Annotated in this window: 16 protein-coding genes; 7 read left to right on the top strand and 9 right to left on the bottom strand. The window is 61.3% G+C overall.

Annotated features, from left to right (window positions below; genetic code table 11):
- Positions 1-116 precede the first annotated feature (116 nt).
- From ilvA to DW349_RS01595, 4 genes are all read left to right on the top strand, one after another.
- Positions 117-1631: a threonine ammonia-lyase, biosynthetic gene (ilvA, locus tag DW349_RS01610; RefSeq protein WP_108127419.1), complete on the top strand. Its 1515-nt coding sequence runs from the start codon at positions 117-119 to the stop codon at positions 1629-1631.
- 174 nt (positions 1632-1805) lie between these two features.
- Positions 1806-2309 carry a hypothetical protein gene (locus tag DW349_RS01605; RefSeq protein WP_108127421.1) on the top strand — a complete coding sequence of 168 codons (504 nt, stop codon included), beginning with the start codon at positions 1806-1808 and terminating at the stop codon, positions 2307-2309.
- A gap of 198 nt (positions 2310-2507) precedes the next feature.
- Positions 2508-4325, top strand: coding sequence for a translational GTPase TypA (gene typA / locus DW349_RS01600; RefSeq protein ID WP_108127423.1), 1818 nt, complete (start codon positions 2508-2510; stop codon positions 4323-4325).
- 148 nt (positions 4326-4473) lie between these two features.
- Entirely contained in the window at positions 4474-6465 is a 1992-nt protein-coding gene (locus tag DW349_RS01595) for an ATP-binding protein (protein WP_157954455.1), read from the top strand.
- A gap of 21 nt (positions 6466-6486) precedes the next feature.
- Here the strand turns inward: DW349_RS01595 and DW349_RS01590 are convergent, their stop codons facing one another.
- The 6 genes from DW349_RS01590 to DW349_RS01565 are packed head-to-tail and all read right to left on the bottom strand — an operon-like array spanning position 6487 to position 12844.
- Positions 6487-8064: a BatD family protein gene (locus DW349_RS01590; RefSeq protein ID WP_157954456.1), complete on the bottom strand. Its 1578-nt coding sequence runs from the start codon at positions 8062-8064 to the stop codon at positions 6487-6489.
- Positions 8061-9617: a VWA domain-containing protein gene (locus DW349_RS01585; protein ID WP_108127429.1), complete on the bottom strand. Its 1557-nt coding sequence runs from the start codon at positions 9615-9617 to the stop codon at positions 8061-8063. The genes DW349_RS01590 and DW349_RS01585 overlap by 4 nt, the downstream gene beginning before the upstream one ends.
- A complete protein-coding gene (locus DW349_RS01580) occupies positions 9614-10573 on the bottom strand; it encodes a VWA domain-containing protein (RefSeq protein ID WP_157954457.1) in 960 nt (319 codons plus the stop codon). Before DW349_RS01580 ends, DW349_RS01585 begins: the two co-directional genes overlap by 4 nt.
- Positions 10570-10989 carry a DUF4381 family protein gene (locus DW349_RS01575; RefSeq protein WP_157954458.1) on the bottom strand — a complete coding sequence of 140 codons (420 nt, stop codon included), beginning with the start codon at positions 10987-10989 and terminating at the stop codon, positions 10570-10572. The genes DW349_RS01580 and DW349_RS01575 overlap by 4 nt, the downstream gene beginning before the upstream one ends.
- A complete protein-coding gene (locus DW349_RS01570) occupies positions 10971-11885 on the bottom strand; it encodes a DUF58 domain-containing protein (protein ID WP_108127435.1) in 915 nt (304 codons plus the stop codon). Before DW349_RS01570 ends, DW349_RS01575 begins: the two co-directional genes overlap by 19 nt.
- Complete coding sequence (locus tag DW349_RS01565; RefSeq protein WP_108127437.1) at positions 11885-12844, bottom strand: AAA family ATPase; 960 nt, start codon at positions 12842-12844, stop codon at positions 11885-11887. Before DW349_RS01565 ends, DW349_RS01570 begins: the two co-directional genes overlap by 1 nt.
- Before the next feature lie 185 nt (positions 12845-13029).
- On the opposite strand from DW349_RS01565, the gene DW349_RS01560 reads away from it, so the two are divergent.
- Positions 13030-14352, top strand: coding sequence for a hypothetical protein (locus tag DW349_RS01560; RefSeq protein WP_108127439.1), 1323 nt, complete (start codon positions 13030-13032; stop codon positions 14350-14352).
- A 99-nt stretch (positions 14353-14451) separates the two neighbouring features.
- Positions 14452-15594, top strand: a complete 1143-nt coding sequence (locus DW349_RS01555) for a cobalamin-independent methionine synthase II family protein (protein ID WP_108127441.1) — start codon at positions 14452-14454, stop codon at positions 15592-15594.
- Positions 15595-15616: 22 nt separating this feature from the next.
- Here DW349_RS01555 and DW349_RS01550 read toward each other — a convergent pair whose 3' ends face one another.
- Positions 15617-15943: an antibiotic biosynthesis monooxygenase family protein gene (locus tag DW349_RS01550; protein ID WP_108127443.1), complete on the bottom strand. Its 327-nt coding sequence runs from the start codon at positions 15941-15943 to the stop codon at positions 15617-15619.
- Positions 15940-16278, bottom strand: a complete 339-nt coding sequence (locus DW349_RS01545) for an NIPSNAP family protein (RefSeq protein ID WP_108127445.1) — start codon at positions 16276-16278, stop codon at positions 15940-15942. The genes DW349_RS01550 and DW349_RS01545 overlap by 4 nt, the downstream gene beginning before the upstream one ends.
- Positions 16279-16337: 59 nt before the next feature.
- On the opposite strand from DW349_RS01545, the gene DW349_RS01540 reads away from it, so the two are divergent.
- The gene (locus tag DW349_RS01540; RefSeq protein ID WP_232819388.1) at positions 16338-17096 is read left to right on the top strand and encodes an ArsR/SmtB family transcription factor; all 759 of its coding nucleotides are present in this window, start codon (positions 16338-16340) and stop codon (positions 17094-17096) included.
- Here DW349_RS01540 and DW349_RS01535 read toward each other — a convergent pair.
- On the bottom strand, positions 17093-17506 hold the full coding sequence (locus DW349_RS01535) for a VOC family protein (protein ID WP_108127447.1): 414 nt from the start codon (positions 17504-17506) through the stop codon (positions 17093-17095). The genes DW349_RS01540 and DW349_RS01535 overlap by 4 nt on opposite strands.
- Positions 17507-17514 lie beyond the last annotated feature (8 nt).

The raw sequence follows: 17514 nt of genomic DNA, 5'->3' as shown, positions 1-17514 counted from the left end.
GTTGCAAAACAGTATGCCGCAAATCGCCAGGGGCGTGCATTTCCGGGCTGTAGCAAAAACCGTACAATCCCCAGGCGCCTGACGCGCCCCATTCATCCGGACTGTAGGATTCGTTCATGCTCGAACAAACCGTCAAGAAAATCCTCAACGCCAAAGTCTACGATGCCGCCATCGAAACGCCTTTGGAACCCGCTGCCTTTCTCAGCCGCCGGATGAATAACCAGATTTTGATTAAACGCGAAGATTTGCAGTCGGTGTTTTCGTTCAAGTTGCGCGGCGCCTACAACAAGATGACCACGCTGACGCCGGAGCAACTCGCCAACGGCGTCATTTGCGCCTCGGCCGGTAATCACGCTCAGGGCCTCGCCGAAGCCGCGCGTTTAATGAACGTTAAAGCCACCATCGTTATGCCGAAGACAACGCCAGACATCAAAGTCGCCAACGTGCGCGCACGCGGTGGCAAAGTGGTGCTGGTTGGCGATTCGTTCGACGAAGCGCTGGCGCACGCAAAAAAACTCGAAACGGAAAAAGGCCTGACCTTTATTCATCCGTTTGACGACCCGGACATCATTGCCGGGCAGGGCACGGTCGCGCGGGAAATTTTGCATCAACACACTGGCGCGCCGATTGACGCGGTTTTTATTCCAGTCGGCGGCGGCGGTCTGGCCGCTGGCATGGCCGCCTACATCAAATACCTGCAACCGCAGATCAAGGTGATCGCTGTCGAATTCGAAGAAAGCGCCTGTCTGGCGGCGGCCTTTAAAGCGGGCAAACGGGTGACGCTCGATCAGGTCGGCATTTTTGCCGACGGCATCGCCGTGGCGCAGATCGGTCAACATACCTGGAAAATCCTTCGCGAAACCGTCGATGAAGTTATCACCGTGACCTCGGATGAAATCTGCGCGGCGGTAAAAGACATCTTCGACGACACCCGTTCGATCACCGAACCGGCCGGTGCCACCAGCGTTGCCGGCATGAAGAAATTCGTCGCCCGCGAAGGTTGGGAAGGCAAAACGCTGGTGACTATTTCATCGGGCGCCAACACCAATTTCGATCGGCTGCGTTACGTCGCCGAACGCGCCGAAGTGGGCGAACACCGCGAGGCGATTTTGTCGGTCACCATTCCCGAACGCCCTGGCGCGTTCAAGCAATTCATCTCCATCATCGGCAAGCGCGCGGTCACTGAATTCAATTACCGCTACGCCGATGACGCTGAGGCGAAAATTTTCGTTGGTGTGCGCATCAGCAGCAACGAAGAACGTCAGGAATTGGTGCAGGCATTGCGCAATGCCGACCACCCAGTGCTGGATTTAACCGACAACGAAGTCGCCAAATCGCACATCCGCCACATGGTCGGCGGTCACGCGCCCAACATTCAGAACGAACGGTTGTACCGCTTCGAGTTCCCGGAACGGCCGGGCGCTTTGGGTAAATTCCTCAACACCCTGGGCGGTAACTGGAACATTTCGCTGTTCCACTACCGCAACCACGGCGCAGCGTACGGTCGGGTATTGGCCGGCATTCAGGTGCCCGGCAAAGAAATGAAAGACTTCCGCGCCAAGCTGGATGATCTGGGTTATCCGTATTGGGATGAGTCGGATAATCCGGTGTATGGGGTGTTCTTGTCCTGAGGGACAAGAACGGGAGACGCTTGAGTGCTTTGCAGACGGAAGACGCTTGGGTGCTGCGCACCCGGGAGACGGGAGACGCTTTAATACAAAGACCGGCCCGTCGCCGCTATCTGGCGTCTCCCGTCTCCCACTTCCCGCTATACTCCAAAACTCACCCCAAACCTCCACTCCCCAATGTCTCCCGCCGAACAGGAAAAAATAGAACTAGAACATCAGGCGGCGCGATTGTTCATGCGCCACTGGGAGCGCAATCAGGGCGTGCCGATCCGCCACATCTGGCACAACCGACCCGATAAGCCTGATGTCTCCTGCTTTCTCGATGGCGAGCGCCTGGACCTGGAAATCGCCCATCTGTACGGCAGTGAAGTCGAGGCGATGGACATCCTCGGGCGCGATCTCAGCGCCACAACACAACGCGAACTGACCGCCCTGAACGCCAGCGATACCAGTGGCCGCCTGCTGCGCGCCCTGAACCGCATCCTGGCGATCAAAGCCGAGAAAACCTACAACAGCGAACGCGTCTGGCTGGTGATCCGCAACGCCAACCCGCACTGGTCACGCCCGGAAATTGAAGCGCTGCAACACCACATCGAAGTGCCCGCAGGTCATCCGTTCGAGCAAATCTGGATGGTCGCCGACATGCACGCGGACAGCGGCATTGTGCAGCTGTTTCCATAGCTGGAAACGGGAGACGCTTGGGTGCTGCGCACCCGGGAGACGGAAGACGCTTAAACACAAAACCAACCCGTCGCCGCTATCTGGCGTCTCCCGTCTCCCGTTCAGCGTCTTCCGGCACACACGCCCAAAACTGATCCTTTTTTATTCAGCCCAAGCGGTTATAATGCGCGCCCCTAATTTCCCCCTCGGACCCCAGTTGTGATCGAGAACCTGCGTAATATCGCCATCATCGCCCACGTTGACCACGGTAAAACCACTTTGGTCGACAAGCTGTTGCAGCAGTCCGGCACCCTCGGTCGCAAGGACCAGGGCGCTGAGCGCATCATGGATTCCAATGATCAGGAACGTGAGCGCGGTATTACCATTTTGGCGAAAAACACCGCCATTAAATGGCAGGACTATCGCATCAACATCGTCGACACCCCCGGACACGCCGACTTCGGCGGCGAAGTGGAACGGGTACTGTCGATGGTCGATTCCGTTTTGTTGCTGGTTGACGCCGTTGACGGCCCGATGCCGCAAACGCGTTTCGTGACCTCCAAGGCGTTCGAGAAAGGCCTGAACCCCATCGTCGTTATCAACAAGGTTGACCGCCCCGGCGCACGTCCGGACTGGGTGATTGATCAGGTGTTCGATCTGTTCGACCGCCTCGGTGCCACCGACGAGCAACTGGACTTCCCGATCATCTACGCCTCGGCGTTGAACGGTGTTGCCGGTGACGATCCGGACAATCTGGCCGAAGACATGACGCCGCTGTTCGAGATGATCACCCAGCAGGTGAAATCGCCGAACGTCGAGATGGACGGCCCGTTCCAGATGCAGATTTCTGCGCTCGACTACAACTCCTACGTCGGCGTTATCGGTGTTGGCCGCATCAAGCGCGGCAAGCTGAAGACCAACGATCAAGTCGTGGTCGTCGGCCGCGACGGCAGCAAGCGCAAAGGCCGTATTTTGCAGGTTATGGGTTACCACGGCCTCGAGCGCATCGAAGTGCCGGAAGCCGAAGCGGGCGACATCGTCTGTATTACCGGCATCGAAGGGCTGAACATTTCCGACACCCTCTGTGATCCGAACACCCCCGAAGCGTTGCCGCCGCTGACCGTTGACGAGCCGACCGTGAGCATGACCTTTCAGGTCAACGACTCTCCGTTTGCCGGACTGGAAGGCAAGTTCGTCACCTCGCGCAACATCAAAGATCGCCTGGATCAGGAACTGATTGCCAACGTGGCGCTGCGCGTTGAGCAGGGCGACACCGCCGACAAATTCAAAGTCTCTGGCCGTGGCGAACTGCACCTGTCGGTATTGATCGAAAACATGCGCCGCGAAGGTTTTGAGCTGGCCGTGTCGCGTCCGGAAGTGGTTCAGAAAGTCATCGACGGCGTGGTTCAGGAACCGTACGAGCAGGTCGTCATCGACATCGAAGAACAGCACCAAGGCGGTGTCATGGAAGAGCTCGGCCTGCGCCGTGCTGAAATGACCAACATGGAAACCGACGGCAAAGGCCGGGTGAAGCTCGAGTTCATCGTGCCGTCACGCGGCTTGATCGGTTTCCGTGGCCAGTTCCTGACGCTGACCTCCGGCTCCGGCATCATGACGTCCATCTTCGACCACTACGGTCCGGTCAAAGGCGGCAACATGGCGAGCCGTCAGAACGGCGTACTGGTGAGCATGGCAAAGGGCAAAACCCTGGCCTACAGCCTGTACCAGTTGCAGGACCGCGGCCGCTTGCTGCTCGGCCATGGTGAGGAAATCTACGAAGGTCAGATCATCGGCATTCACAGCCGCGACAACGATCTGGTGGTCAACCCGACCAAGGCCAAACAGCTGACCAACATCCGCGCCGCCGGTACCGATGAAGCGCTCACGCTGAGCCCGCCGATTCGCCACACCCTGGAACAGGCGCTGGAATTCATCGAAGACGACGAACTGGTGGAAGTGACGCCGGAATCGATCCGTCTGCGCAAGAAGCTGCTGACTGAGAACGAGCGCAAGCGCGCCGGTCGCAACAAAGGCTGATCCTACCGGGCAAGCAATCATCCGGTTGCTTGCCCGTCTTGCTTAACGCTTTGCTTACCTGCTTTGTTCGCCTGCTCACGGCACGCCTGCGCCAAGCTGAACTACACTGAGTCTGTCTCGTTGTTGTTCGCTTATTGGAAGAGCGCCTGTGCCCAAGTCTCCTCTGGCTCCGTCAAGGAAACGACTGCCGCTGTCACGTCGATTGCTGGTGTGGATCGCCGGCCTGTTTGTCACCCTGGTGTTCATCACCACGGGCTTGCAGCTCAGTCTGGAATATTCGCTGGAAGAAGAGTCCGGCGCGCGACAGATTGCCTACACCCTGGAAGGCAGCCGCGATGTGCTGGCGAACGCACTGTGGAGTTTTGATCCGATTCAGATTCGAGCCTCGGCTGATCTGCTGTACGAACACCCGTTGATCACCGCGGTATTCATCGAATCCGAAGACATTGCGCTGAACGAAGCGCGTGGTCAGCCCGAGCTCTGGTCCGGCAGCAGTCGCGCATTCCCGCTCGACGATTATCCGAACATCCACATCATCAGCGACGGCAAGCTGTTCAATAAACAGCTGCGCTTTTCAATCGATATTCTGTACCGCGCCAACGGTTTCGATTACCCGGTTGGTCGGGTTGTCGCCTATTCCGACGTTGGCACCATCATCGGCGAAAGCTGGCGCAACCTGACCTTCACCGCCGTCAGCGCGCTGCTGTTGTGCATCATTCTGGTCGTCGTCACCGCCGTCTCGGTACGACGCCTGGTCGAGCGTCGGCTGCAAAGCATGCAAGACATCCTCGCCACCATCGAGCCGGAAGACGATGTGTTTCGCGCCCAGTTGCTGCCCGAATGGCTGACCCGCGAAGGCGATGAAATCGGCCTGCTCGCCGAGCGTCTGAACCGGCTGCAAGTGCAGCTTGCCGACCGCTCGTTGCGCATCAAACAGCACCAGCAGAATCTGGAACAACAGATTCAGCAACGCACCCACGAACTGGAAGAAACCCTGGCGCAATTGCGCATCAGCAACGCTCACAAAAACGAATTTCTGGCCAACATGAGCCACGAAATCCGCACGCCGATGAACGGCATCATCGGCATGGCCGAACTGCTGCAAGACAGCACACTGAACCCGACCCAGCACGATTACCTGGCCACCATTCTCAATTCGGCCCAGGCGTTGACCACCATCCTGAACGACATCCTTGATCTGTCGAAAATCGAAGCCGGCAAGCTGGAGCTGGAAGTGGTCGATTTCGACCTGCCGGATCTGATCGACGAAACCCTGGCGTTGTTCATCAAGCCAGCCGAAGACAAAGGGCTGGCGTTGATCGTTGATCTCGACAACGGCCTGCCCACGCGCGTTAACGGCGACCCCAACCGCTTGCGCCAACTGTTGTTGAATCTGCTCGGCAACGCGCTCAAGTTCACCGACCAAGGCCACATACGAGTGCACGTAGGCTGTACTGAGCGGCCGCAGGAAGTGCGTTTTGAAGTCAGCGACACCGGCATCGGCATCGATCCTGATCGGCAAAGCGCTCTGTTCGATGCCTTCTTCCAGGCACACAGCCAGGGCCGTTACGGCGGCACGGGTTTGGGTCTGGCGATCTGTCAGCGGTTGGTTGATCTGATGAACGGTCGCATCGGTTTTTCCAGCCAGCTCGGCCAGGGATCGACCTTCTGGTTTGAACTGCCGTTGAGCGAACACCTCGGTGCAGTCGGTGTGGCCCATCGGCCAACGCAGGAATCGCTGCAACGACCGCTGCGCCCGGCGCATCTGTTGTTGGTGGAAGACAACGTGGTGAACCAGCGGGTTGCCGAAGGCATGCTGCACCATCTGGGCATGACAGTGGAACACGCCTCCAACGGCGAACAGGCGCTGGAACAATTGCAGGCGGGTCATTTCGATCTGGTGCTGATGGATTGCGAAATGCCGATCATGGATGGTTACGAGGCGTCGCGTCGCATTCGTGCTTTGGACGACGAACAGCGGCGCAACACTCCGATCATCGCCTTGTCGGCGCACGCCATGATGGATCACCAACGCCTGGCGTTGCAGGCCGGTATGGACGCCTATCTGACCAAGCCGCTGCGCCGCCAGGCACTGGCCGCCATGCTGGCGCGCTGGCTGCCGGCCGATCAGTCCGGGTAACGCTTCAGTCCGGGTGGCACTTCAGTCCGGATATAGCTGCGACAAATCCGGCGGCCGTTGCGCCGCCTTCACCAGCCGGGCGTGTCGTTTCAGCAACGCCTGCAACAACACCTTTCGTTCCGCCCGCGTCAGCGCCGCCGGCCCGGTTGGGCCATACAGCGTGGCGTTCAGGCGCGCCCACAAACTGGCCGCCGGTTCCGGCAACGCCGCCAATGTCTTGGCCGCATCCAGATCGTGCTGCGCCAGCCAGCGCAAAATGCCCAATCGAAACGGACGCGGCTCGGCTTCGTCCAGCAACGCACCCAGCTTTAACGGCCGCGGTTGCGGCGCTGGTTCAACCTTGACCGGCCTATTTCGACGTCGGCGCAGCCACAACCACAGCAAGGTCGATAACCAACCCAGTCCCAGCGCCGCGCTGAGCCAGGGCCACAACCCCCACGGCAAGCGAATGCTGGTCGATTCGGCGTCGCCGGACGTTGGCGTCGGTTGGAACGCCGGGCTGGCTTCGGGTACCACGGTAATGGTGCGGGCAGGCAATTCGGCGTACGCCAGCTGGTCGCGCTGCAAATCCCACCAGGGCAAACGCACCGCTGGCAGGCGTTGCCGGCCGGCTTCGGTAAACACCAGCGCGGCCAGGTCGCGGCGTTGTGCGTCGGTGAATTCGGGAGCGTTGCGATACAGCCGCCAGACATCGCCGCCCAGCCCCGCCAGCGGATCGGGCAGGCGCGTCGGCGGCAGCCCTTCAACCTCGGTCACTACGGTCCAGTCCTGATGCGCGTGGGCGCTCAGTTCCAGTTGGGCAGGCAGGTTGTCGCTCAAACTGAGCCGTTTGGCGGGCAGCCAGACGGCGTTTTTCGGGTAGCTGTCGGGAATGGGTTTGACGGTCAGCGTCTGCGCCGGATAAACGCGTTCGATCGATTGGCGCTCGCCGTACGGCCCGGCCTGATACTGTCCGACAAAGCGGATCGGTGGCAGTTGCAGCTCGCCCGGGTGATTGGCGGTGAGTCGATAAATCAGCCGGTAGCGCCGTATCTGGCGGCCGTTTTGCACGTCGGTAACGTTGCTTTCGTCCAGCAGTTCGACGTTGAAATCGCCAAAGTCCAGGTCGGCGTAATCGCCTTGCAGGCGCAGTTGATACCACAGATCGATGGTCAGAATGGTCGGCTGACCGATGTAGAGTTCGCGCTCATTCAGCGTCACGTCCAGTTGCACCGCTTCGGCCGGCAGATCGTCACCGCGTTGCAACGGGTCGAGCACTTCAACCAGAATGCGTTCGCTGCGGGCGTTGCCGAAACGGAACGGTGGAATCGCCAGCGTGCCGATGTGACGCGGCCGCAACCACAGATGCCACTCGCGCCAGGCTTCGATCTCGCCGTTGCTGGCGCGGCGCAGGCGTTGCCCCTGGCTTTGTTGTTCGATGTCAAACAGTATCGACAGCGGCGTCAGATCGAGCGCAAAGCGTGCAGTTTCGGAATCGACCCGCACGATCAATTCCAGGCGTTCGTCCTGATACAACCGGCTGCGATCCACTTCCGCTTCAACCGCCGCCCAGACCGGCGCGGTCGCCACCAAAGCCAGCAACAAAAACGCGAGTCTCACCACAGCGTCGCCCCCGCATCGTCCACCGGCGCCTGCCGGTATTCCTGTTGCAGACGCCGCTCCAGCAGATTGCCACGCGGCGGCGGAATCCGGTTCAGCAATTGATCCAGCCGCGCGTTCTGAATGCGTTGTTCGGCGCTGGCTTCATCGTCCTCGGTGCGTTGTTCGGCCGGCTCGTTTGGGTCCAGATGCAGTGAATCCGGTGTTGGCTGACGCTCAGCACTTTGCGGTTGCGAGTCCTGTTCGGTGTTTTGCTGCGCCAGAAAATCGGCCACCAACTGACGGTTGTACTGCGCCGCCGGATGCTCGCCCAGTGCCAATGCCTGATCGTACGCCGCCAGCGCCGCTTCCAGTTCGCCCAGGTTGACCAGGGCGTTGCCGCGATTGTAGTGATCGTCGGCGCGGTTCGACTGCGACCAGGCGTCGGCCGCGGTGGCGTAATCGCCAGCATCAAACGCCAATTGTCCGAGCAATTCCGGTCGTTGTGTCAGTGCGCGGCTGCGTGCGATGTCGCCGTTTCGCCAGGCGTCGTAGGCGCGCTGTTCGGCGTTGTGCCACCAGGGTTCGGCCGCCATTGCCGGTGTCGGTTGTCCAGTCAAAACGACCAGCAACGGCACGGCAAACACCAGTCCGCGTCGATACCAGGGCAGCAATAACAACAGCGCCGGCAACAACAGCCAGGGGCCGAGATCGGTCAGTGACGCCCCGGAAGATCGGACGCTGCGACGCGCGTTCAGCCACTCGCTCTGCGGTTGGCTGCCCAGGCCCAGCAAGGTGGCGTCGAGGCGTTTGGCGGCTTGTTCGAAGGCATCGCGGTCGAGGTTGGCGACCACCATGCGGTCGGCGTCGGTGACGAATCCATCGCCGTTGGGCAATGGAATCGGGCCGCCGTTTTCGGTGCCGACCGGCATGATCCAGGTGTGGCCGCTGTTGTTCGCGGTGTCGATGTCGGCCAGTCGTTCGCTGGCCGGATCGTCGGTCAGCCACAACCGATGCAGCGGCGCGCCGGCCAGTTGCGATTGTTTTTGCGCCAGCAACTGAAACGCCAGTTCCGGCCGGTTGCCGTAGCGCGGCATTTCGAAGGGATCGAGTTGTTCCAGTTGCAGCGCCAGCGTTTGGGCGTCTTCGGTGAGTGGCATCAGCCAATGCGCCGAGGCGGAATAGACGATAACGGCGGTGCGCTCGAACAGACCCGAATCGGCCCAGTCGAAGACCACGCGGCGGGCACGTTCGAGCCGGCTCGGCACCAGATCTTCGGCGGCCATCGACAGACTGACGTCGAGCAACACCACCAGATTGCCGTGGCTGAGACGGGTGCTGGTCGCCTGGCTTTGCGCTGGTCCGGCCAGTGCGACGATGATCAACACACCCGCCAGACCGAGCAGCCAGTGCTGAACGATGGGGTCGCGGCCCGGTTCGTGATCCAGCGCTTGCAGCAATTGCGGTTGAATCAGCCGGCTCCAGGCGGCACTGCGCTCGCGTCGGCGCGTCCACCACCAGCCAATGAGCCAGGGCAGCAATAACAGCAACAGCCAGGGGCGCAACAGCGTCATACCGGCCTCCGCGCCAGTGCCAGCCAGCGGCCCAGACTCAACACCAACAGCGCCACCAATGCCGGTAACCAGAACCAGTCGCGCGCCTGGCGGGCGTTCAGACTGCGCTGCGGGCTGGGTTCGAGCGCGTCCAATTGTCGATAGACTTCGGCCAGTTCCTCGGTTGAACGGGCGCGGAAATATTGGCCGCCGGTCCGTTCGGCGATCTCTTTCAGCGTGGCTTCATCGACGGTGCTGCCACTCATGCTGAACACGCCCAGCCGGGGTTCAGCGCCAAAACCGATGCTGTGCACACGCACGCCGCTGGCTTCGGCCGCTTCGGCGCCCTGTTGTGGCGACAACTCGCCAGCGGTGTTTTCACCGTCCGATAACAGAATGATCACAGCGTCGCTGGCTTGCACTTCGTGCAACCGCTGCACCGCCATCGCCAGGCCATCGCCAATGGCGGTGCTGTTGCCGGCCATGCCCGGCTGCAAGGTGCGCAGTACGCCTTCGACCGCTTCGACGTCCGGCGTCAGCGGCGCTTGCAGCGCGGCGAAATCACCAAACACCACCAGACCCAGGGCATCGCCCCGGCGCTGGCGCACAAAATCGCCGACCACCGCCTGCACCGCCTGATAACGGCTCAACGGACGGCCCTGCCATTCCATATCGGCCTCGGCCATGCTCAGCGACAAATCGACCACCAGCATGATGTTGCGCCCAGGCTGGGTGGGAATCAGCGGCGGGCCGAGGGTTTGTGGCCGCGCCAACGCGACGATCAACAACAGCCAGACCAGCCACAGCCAGAACCCGAGCCGACCGGAACGCGCCGGTTCGCGCGAATCGCTGGCCGCCAGCCAACTGTGCACCAGCGGATGACGCAGCCGGTCGGCACTGACGCGCGCCGGCAACCGCCACCAGATCAGCCAGGGCAACGGCAGCGCCAGCAGCGCCCAGGGCCAGGCCAGACTCACGCGCACCACCGTCGGATCAGCCGACGCACGTCGCGCCAGTTCACGCGCTCGGCGCGGCGGCGGTAATGCGCGTTTACCCAGGCGGGCGGCTGTTGCTGACCGAGTGTCTGAGCCACGGCCTGAGCGAACTCGGCCGCACTCAACCGTCGCACTTCGGCGCCACCGGCGTTGCGCAGTAAGGCGTGAAGTTGGCGCAGTCGGCGTTGCGCCGATTGCCGTTTCACCTGCCGCAGTGCGCGCAGATAACGGCGACGACGGGCGGTTTTGCGGCGATAAAACCACCCCGCCAATAACGTCAGCAACAGACTCAGCGCCAGCGCCCACACCGGCCAGGCGGGCGGCCAGAGCGACGGCGCGGCTGGCGGTGCATTGGCGAGCAATTGTGCGGTCAACACACTCAGGTCGGCAGCGGCCATTGGCGCACCTCCGACCAATCGAATGTTTGAGTGCCCGTGGGCCGCCAGCGTGCGTCGCGGCGGTTGGCCCATTGCTGCCAGTCTGCCTGGCGGTCGGCAAAGGCCTGGCGGTGATGATGGCGCACCCGGGCGGCGTCGGTCGGCAGCCGGGTATCGCCCCGGTTGCCGCGCACCGACAGCGTGCCGACCGGCGGCAACTCGGCTTCGACGGCATCGACCGGTTGCAGCAACGTCAAACCATGCAGGCGTTGCAGCGGCAGGGCGCTGTCGAGCGTCGCTGGCGTCCAGTGCGACAAGTCCGACAGCAGCCAGAGATTGGGCCGGCCGGCCAATGCCGCCTGAATCGCACCGAGCCGGGGCGCTTCGGTGCCAGTCACATACCGCTGCGCCAACAAGTGATGCGCCTGCGCCAGTTGCTGGCACGCCGCCGCGACATCGGCCGGACGCCGCAGATGCAGCCACAGTTCGATGCCCGGCCCGGTCACCAGCAAGCGCACGCTCTGTTTCAGCCCGACTAAACGCCACCCCAGAAACGCCGCCCAATGGCTGGCGACGACCGACTTGAAGACCGTCTGGCTGCCGAAATACAAGCTGGCGCTGAGGTCGAGCCAGATCAGTTGCGGTTGCCGACGTTCGGCTTCGAATACTCGCAGGTAGGGTTCGTTGCGGCGGGCGGTGACGCGCCAGTCGATGCGGCGAACGTCGTCGCCACTTTGGTAGGCGCGCAGTTCGGCGAACTCGCGGCTTTGGCCGCGCTGGCGGCTGCGCTGTTCACCCTCGGGAAGTTGCGCCGGGCGGCGCTGGGGAATGCGACTGAGGTCGCCGGCGATCAGGCGCAGCGCCAGCAAATCTTCCAGTCGGACCTCGGTGCCCGTTGGCAGCAGGGCCGGCGGCATCAGGGCACCGCCACGCTGTCCAGCAGATGATCGACCACGGCAGCGGCGGTCCAGCCTTCGGCTTGACCAGACAGTGACAGCACCAGTCGATGCTCCAGCACCCGATGCGCCAGCCGCTTCACCTGATCGGGCGTGACGAAATCCTCGCCTTCGAGCCAGGCCAGCGCCCGCGAGCAGCGTTCCAACGCCAAAGTGGCGCGCGGCGAGGCACCGAAATCGATGACGTCTGCCAAGCGACCGCTGTAATAAGCGGGGCGGCGACTGGCGTCGATCAGATGGACGATGTAATCGCTCACCGCTTCGGCGACATAAACATCGTTCAGGGCGCGTCGGGCGGCGAGCAAGTCGTTCAGACTGGCGAGTGTTTCGGTGTCGGTATCGGCCCGGGCTTCGCGGCGGCGCGCCAGTTCCAATACCTGACGCTCGGTGGCGGCGTCCGGGTAATCCAGCCGCACGCGCATCAGAAAGCGGTCGAGTTGCGCTTCCGGCAAGGCGTAAGTGCCTTCGTGTTCGATCGGGTTTTGCGTCGCCATCACCAAAAACGGATCGGGCAAGGCGTAGGTTTTACCGCCGACGGTCACCTGCCGTTCCGACATGGCTTCGAGCAACGCCGACTGCACCTTGGCCGGTGCCCGGTTGATTTCGTCGGCCAACACCAGATTGGCGAACACCGGGCCGGGCTGAAACTCAAAGCTTTGGGTTTGGGCGCGGTAGATGTCGGAACCGGTGACATCGGCGGGCAATAAATCGGGGGTGAACTGGATGCGCTGAAAATCGCCATCGATAGCCGCCGCCAACGCCTTGATGGCGGTGGTTTTGGCTAAGCCGGGTGCGCCTTCGACCAATAAATGGCCGTCGGCCAGCAACGCCAGCATCAGCGATTCAATCAGCTCCGGCTGACCCAAAATGCGTGTCTGCAGCGCGGCGCGCAGCCTGGACAAGGATCGTTCGGTGGTCATAAACCAACCCGCCAATAAAGTCTGGATCGATTCTAGAGCTTGTCGGCAGTCGTGCAAGCACTGTCTGGCGGCGTTCGAAATAGGCGCGTTTGCGCCCCTATGGAACGCACCATTCGAGCGGCCGGTTCGGGCATTCGCCACGGCATCGGTTATGCTGGCGCTCCGCCCATCCACACCCTGTTGCCATGACTGCACCCACACCGGCCAGCGCCCAATCCCGCTGGCGTTTTTTAGTGGCCGGTTGGACGCTGATGAGCGTCATTCTGTGCGCCATCGCTGCCTCCCTGTTTGCGGCCTGGCCGTCCTGGACCGCCGGCGCTTTGGTCTGGTGTTCCGCTATCCTGTTGCTTGGCAGCCTGAAAGGGCCGCAACGCTGGCAGGTGCGCGCCATGTTTGGATTGGGTGTTCTGGGTCTGGTCATCGGGTTAGTACGCGGCGCCGACTGGCTGTATTTACGCCAGGCACTGAACGCCAACCAGACCGTGATTGCGATGTTGATGGGCGTCAGCTTTCTGCGTCTGGTCAACGGCACCACGACCGGCACCAGCGACGACCGCCCCACCGGCACCCGCGCTTTGATTCGCACCCTGCTCGGCGGCCACCTGATCGGCTCGGTCATCAATATGTCGACCATCACCATTCTTGGCGACCGGCTGTCTAAAAATGGCAAGCTGCAACCGCTGCAAGCGCTGGTGATTTTGCGTGGCTTCAGCGCAGCGGCGTTCTGGTCGCCATTCTTTGCCGCCATGGGTATCGCCTTAATCAGCGCGCCCGGTGCGCAACTGGCGACGCTGGTGACCATCGGTCTGCCAGCGGCCATCGCCGCGTTGACGTTCACCATCATCCAGATTCGCCGCCACCCGGACGCCGCCCAATCCGTCGGCTACCCGATGCATCTCGGTTCACTGTGGCTGCCGACCTTGCTCGCCGTTCTGGTGATGGTGGCGCATCACCGCTGGCCGAATGTCTCGGTACTGACGTTGGTAACGCTGATTTCGGTCGTCTTCGCGCCGCTTTGGGTGACGCTGCGCCAGGGCCGCGCAGGCGCCAGCGCCACGCTCAATCACATCCAGCAAAACCTGCCCAAACTCGGTGGCGAAGTGTCGTTGTTTTTGGCCGCAGCGGTGATGGCGGCAGGCGTCGCTGCGCTGCTGGCGTCGTTCAATGTTGAAGTGCAGTTCGAGCAATTCGGTGCCAACCAGGCGTTTATTGTGCTGGTCATCATGATCGGCCTGGCGATGATCGGCATGCACCCGGTAACCACGGTCGCACTGGCGGGCAGTCTGCTGATGCCGGCAATCAACGATCCGAATCTGCTCGGTCTGGTGTTTCTGATGAGCTGGTCGCTGGGCGTGGCGCTGTCGCCGTTTTCCGGCATTCAGCTGGCGCTGCAATCGCGCTATGGCGTTTCGGCACGCGCGCTGTTGCGGCTGAACCGCTGGTACGCGCCGACGGTGTTGGTGATCGATTTTATCGCCCTGCACGCCTACCAATACTGGCTCGCCTGAATGCCGAATTCGCATTCAGGTTGTACACTGCCGTCCAGGCAAATCCCGGTGCTGCGGCACTGACTTCTCAAAAGAATCTCCAAGAAAAGGAAGCCTCCAATGAAACTGAGCACCGACCGCATTCTGACCACCCACGTCGGCAGCCTGCCGCGTTCCCAAGCCGTGGTGGATGTCTTGATGGCACGCGAACACGGCACCGAAACCGATCCGAAACAGTTTGAAGCCGTGGTATCTGAGGCCGTACGCGAAGTGGTGAAACTTCAGGCCGACGCCGGTATCGACGTGATCAGCGACGGCGAGCTGAGCAAGATCGGCTACGCCACCTACATCAAAGACCGCCTCACCGGTTTCGACGGCCACCAGCCGCGCAAAGTCGCACTGGACCTCGCCGACTACCCGGAATATCAGGAAAAGATGGCGCTGGTCGCCGGCAAGCAAAGTTTCAAACGGCTGTGCTGCACCGGCCCGGTGGAAGTCTCCACCACCGAGCCGCTGAATTTCGATCTGAAGAATTTCAAAAGCGCAGTTGATGGCGCGAACGTCACCGACGCCTTTATGAACGCCGCTTCGCCGGGCGTGGTGTCGGCGTTCCAGCCGAACCAGTATTACCCCAGCATCGCCGAGTATCTGGAAGCCATCAGCAAGGCGATGCAGCCGGAATACGAAGCCATTGTCGATGCGGGATTTGTGCTGCAACTGGACTGCCCGGATTTGGCGATGGCGCGCCACACCGGCTTCCAGGATTTAACCGAAGCCGAATTCCTGGCTCAGGCCGAGTTGCAGGTCGAAGCGCTGAACGCCGCGCTGGTGAACATTCCGGCGGAAAAACTGCGTATGCACGTGTGCTGGGGCAACTACGAAGGCCCACACACTTACGACATCGACTTGCGCAAAATCATGAACGTGATTTTAAAAGCCAAACCGTCGGCGATTCTGTTCGAAGCCTCGAACCCACGCCACGCGCACGAATGGCAAATCTGGAAAGAAACCAAATTACCGGACAACAAAATTCTGGTGCCAGGTGTGATCGATTCCACCTCCAACTACGTTGAACACCCGGAACTGATCGCCCAGCGCATTCAGCAATTCACCGACATTGTGGGCCGCGAACGCGTGATGGCCGGCACCGACTGCGGCTTCGCCACGTTCGCGGGCGTTGGCAAAGTCGATTCCAAAATCGTCTGGAAAAAACTGGCGTCACTGGCCGAGGGCGCGGCGCTGGCGAGCAAGAAATTGTTCTGATTTTGCCAAGCTAAGCGCCGGCTCAATCGGCCGGCGCTTCCTCTCGATCAAACCGACCGTAATCGCGCAACACCTGCGCCACCCGCAAACGATAATCCGTAAAAATCTCCGTCCTTCCGGCGGCCTGCGCCTGGCGATGATCGCTCTGTTCGCGCCACAGTCGCACCGCCGTTTCGTCCTGCCAGAACGACAACGACAACAACTTGGTCGGCTTGGTCAGACTCTGAAACCGCTCGATGGAAATAAAGCCCGGCTGATTGATCAGCTGCGCCCGCAACCGTTCTGCTGCCGCCAGATAATCGTCCTGGCGGCCTGCGTTGGGCAGCGCTTCGAAAATCACCGCGATCATGGCTGCGCCTCCGTTAGCCAATCGCAGCTTTCCGGTACCGGCGTTAAAAAGGTCCGCCGTTCTTCGAGAATAAAACCCTCGCGTTGGGCGAACTCGAAATTAGCACGACCGGCGGCGTCATTGCGCAAGCGCACCCGATACGCTTCGTACTCAGCCAGACTGGCAAAACTGATCAACCCCCAGGCCTGATAATTAGTGCCTTCCCAAGGCAGAAAATAACCCAGTAACTGGCCGCCGCAGGCGGGAATAATCTCGCCCCAACGGCGTGCGTATTCAGCGAACTGCTCGCGCTGGCTTGGATCAATGCGATACTCGATAAAACAGGTGATGGTCATGGCTGGACTCCGGTTCAATGGAGTCGGCAGCCTAAGCGGCGCGTTACGGCCTCGCTTCGATGGGCATCGAAGTGTCGGCAATCGAGGTGTTGCAGACTGTCACCACCGGCTCTTCACAGGACCACGCCATGCAACCGGACATCGCTCAACTGGCCGCCGAACTCGGCGATCCCAGCCGCGCTCAGATGCTGACCGCCTTGCTCGGAGGCCAAGCGCTGACCGCCACCGAACTCGCGCTCTGCGCCGACATCAGCCCGTCCACCGCCAGCAGCCATTTGGCGCGGTTACAGCGCAGTGGCCTGATTCAATTGCGTAAGCAGGGGCGACATCGGTATTTCGAATTGAACGGTGCGCCGGTGGCGGAATTGCTGGAGCGGTTGTTTGGTTTATCTGCCGCTCAGGCACCGACGATTGCGACCGGGCCGGACGACATCGCCTTACGCCGGGCACGTGTCTGTTACGACCACCTGGCCGGGCAATTGGGCGTGCAATTGCACGACGGACTTTGCGCTCAAGGGTTGATCGACAGTTACGCCGACCAATGCCAGCTCACCGATGCCGGCCAGGCGCAATTCGCGCAGTGGGGATTTGTCGCCCAGCGCAGCCGACGGCCGCTGTGTCGCGCCTGCCTCGACTGGAGCGAACGCCGCAGCCACTTAGCCGGTCAGGTGGGGCAATGGATTCTTGAGGAGGTGTTGCGGCGAGGTTGGGCGCGGCGCGATCCGCAATCGCGCAGCCTGTTGTTCAGCCCGGCCGGTGAACGCGCTTTTCGTCAGCGTTTTGGTGTGCTGGCCGAAGCGGTCAGCTTGTCGGCTTAACGTTCAAACAAGCCGGCGAAATCGGCAAAGCCTTTGGCTTCAATCGGGTTACCAAACGGGTCGTAGAAAAACAGCGTGTGCTGTTCGCCCGGCTGGCCGGCGTAGCGTTTGGTCGGTGGAATCACGAAGTCGGTGCCGGCCTGTTGCAATCGATCCGCCAGCGCTTGCCAGTCGGCGAGTGGCAGTATCACGCCGAAATGCGGCATTGGCACCGCAACGCCGTCGACCTGGCCGGTGTTGCGCGTGGTCCAGACCTCACCCAAGTGCAGCGATAACTGATGACCGTAGAGTTCGAAATCGACCCAGGTGTCGGTCGAGCGACCTTCCACACAGCCGAGCACGCCGCCGTAGAAACGGCGCGCTTCGTCCAGATCAGTCACGTTAAAAGCCAGATGAAACAGTGCCGGCATGGTTAAAA

The sequence above is a fragment of the Saccharospirillum mangrovi genome, from assembly GCF_003367315.1.
Classification (GTDB): Bacteria; Pseudomonadota; Gammaproteobacteria; order Pseudomonadales; family Natronospirillaceae; genus Saccharospirillum; species Saccharospirillum mangrovi.
The sequence above is the reverse complement of the archived record's forward strand: the minus strand, read 5'-3'. Positions and strand labels throughout refer to the sequence as shown.

What these genes read in the sequence shown, in the direction of transcription:
- DW349_RS01545 (WP_108127445.1), bottom strand. Translation starts at nt 16,278, where the DNA reads ATGACCATCACCTGTTTTATCGAGTATCGCATTGATCCAAGCCAGCGC.
- DW349_RS01550 (WP_108127443.1), bottom strand. Translation starts at nt 15,943, where the DNA reads ATGATCGCGGTGATTTTCGAAGCGCTGCCCAACGCAGGCCGCCAGGAC.
- DW349_RS01540 (WP_232819388.1), top strand. Translation starts at nt 16,338, where the DNA reads ATGGGCATCGAAGTGTCGGCAATCGAGGTGTTGCAGACTGTCACCACC.
- DW349_RS01565 (WP_108127437.1), bottom strand. Translation starts at nt 12,844, where the DNA reads ATGACCACCGAACGATCCTTGTCCAGGCTGCGCGCCGCGCTGCAGACA.
- DW349_RS01555 (WP_108127441.1), top strand. Translation starts at nt 14,452, where the DNA reads ATGAAACTGAGCACCGACCGCATTCTGACCACCCACGTCGGCAGCCTG.
- DW349_RS01575 (WP_157954458.1), bottom strand. Translation starts at nt 10,989, where the DNA reads ATGGCCGCTGCCGACCTGAGTGTGTTGACCGCACAATTGCTCGCCAAT.
- DW349_RS01535 (WP_108127447.1), bottom strand. Translation starts at nt 17,506, where the DNA reads ATGCCGGCACTGTTTCATCTGGCTTTTAACGTGACTGATCTGGACGAA.
- DW349_RS01585 (WP_108127429.1), bottom strand. Translation starts at nt 9,617, where the DNA reads ATGACGCTGTTGCGCCCCTGGCTGTTGCTGTTATTGCTGCCCTGGCTC.
- DW349_RS01605 (WP_108127421.1), top strand. Translation starts at nt 1,806, where the DNA reads ATGTCTCCCGCCGAACAGGAAAAAATAGAACTAGAACATCAGGCGGCG.
- DW349_RS01560 (WP_108127439.1), top strand. Translation starts at nt 13,030, where the DNA reads ATGACTGCACCCACACCGGCCAGCGCCCAATCCCGCTGGCGTTTTTTA.
- ilvA (WP_108127419.1), top strand. Translation starts at nt 117, where the DNA reads ATGCTCGAACAAACCGTCAAGAAAATCCTCAACGCCAAAGTCTACGAT.
- DW349_RS01570 (WP_108127435.1), bottom strand. Translation starts at nt 11,885, where the DNA reads ATGCCGCCGGCCCTGCTGCCAACGGGCACCGAGGTCCGACTGGAAGAT.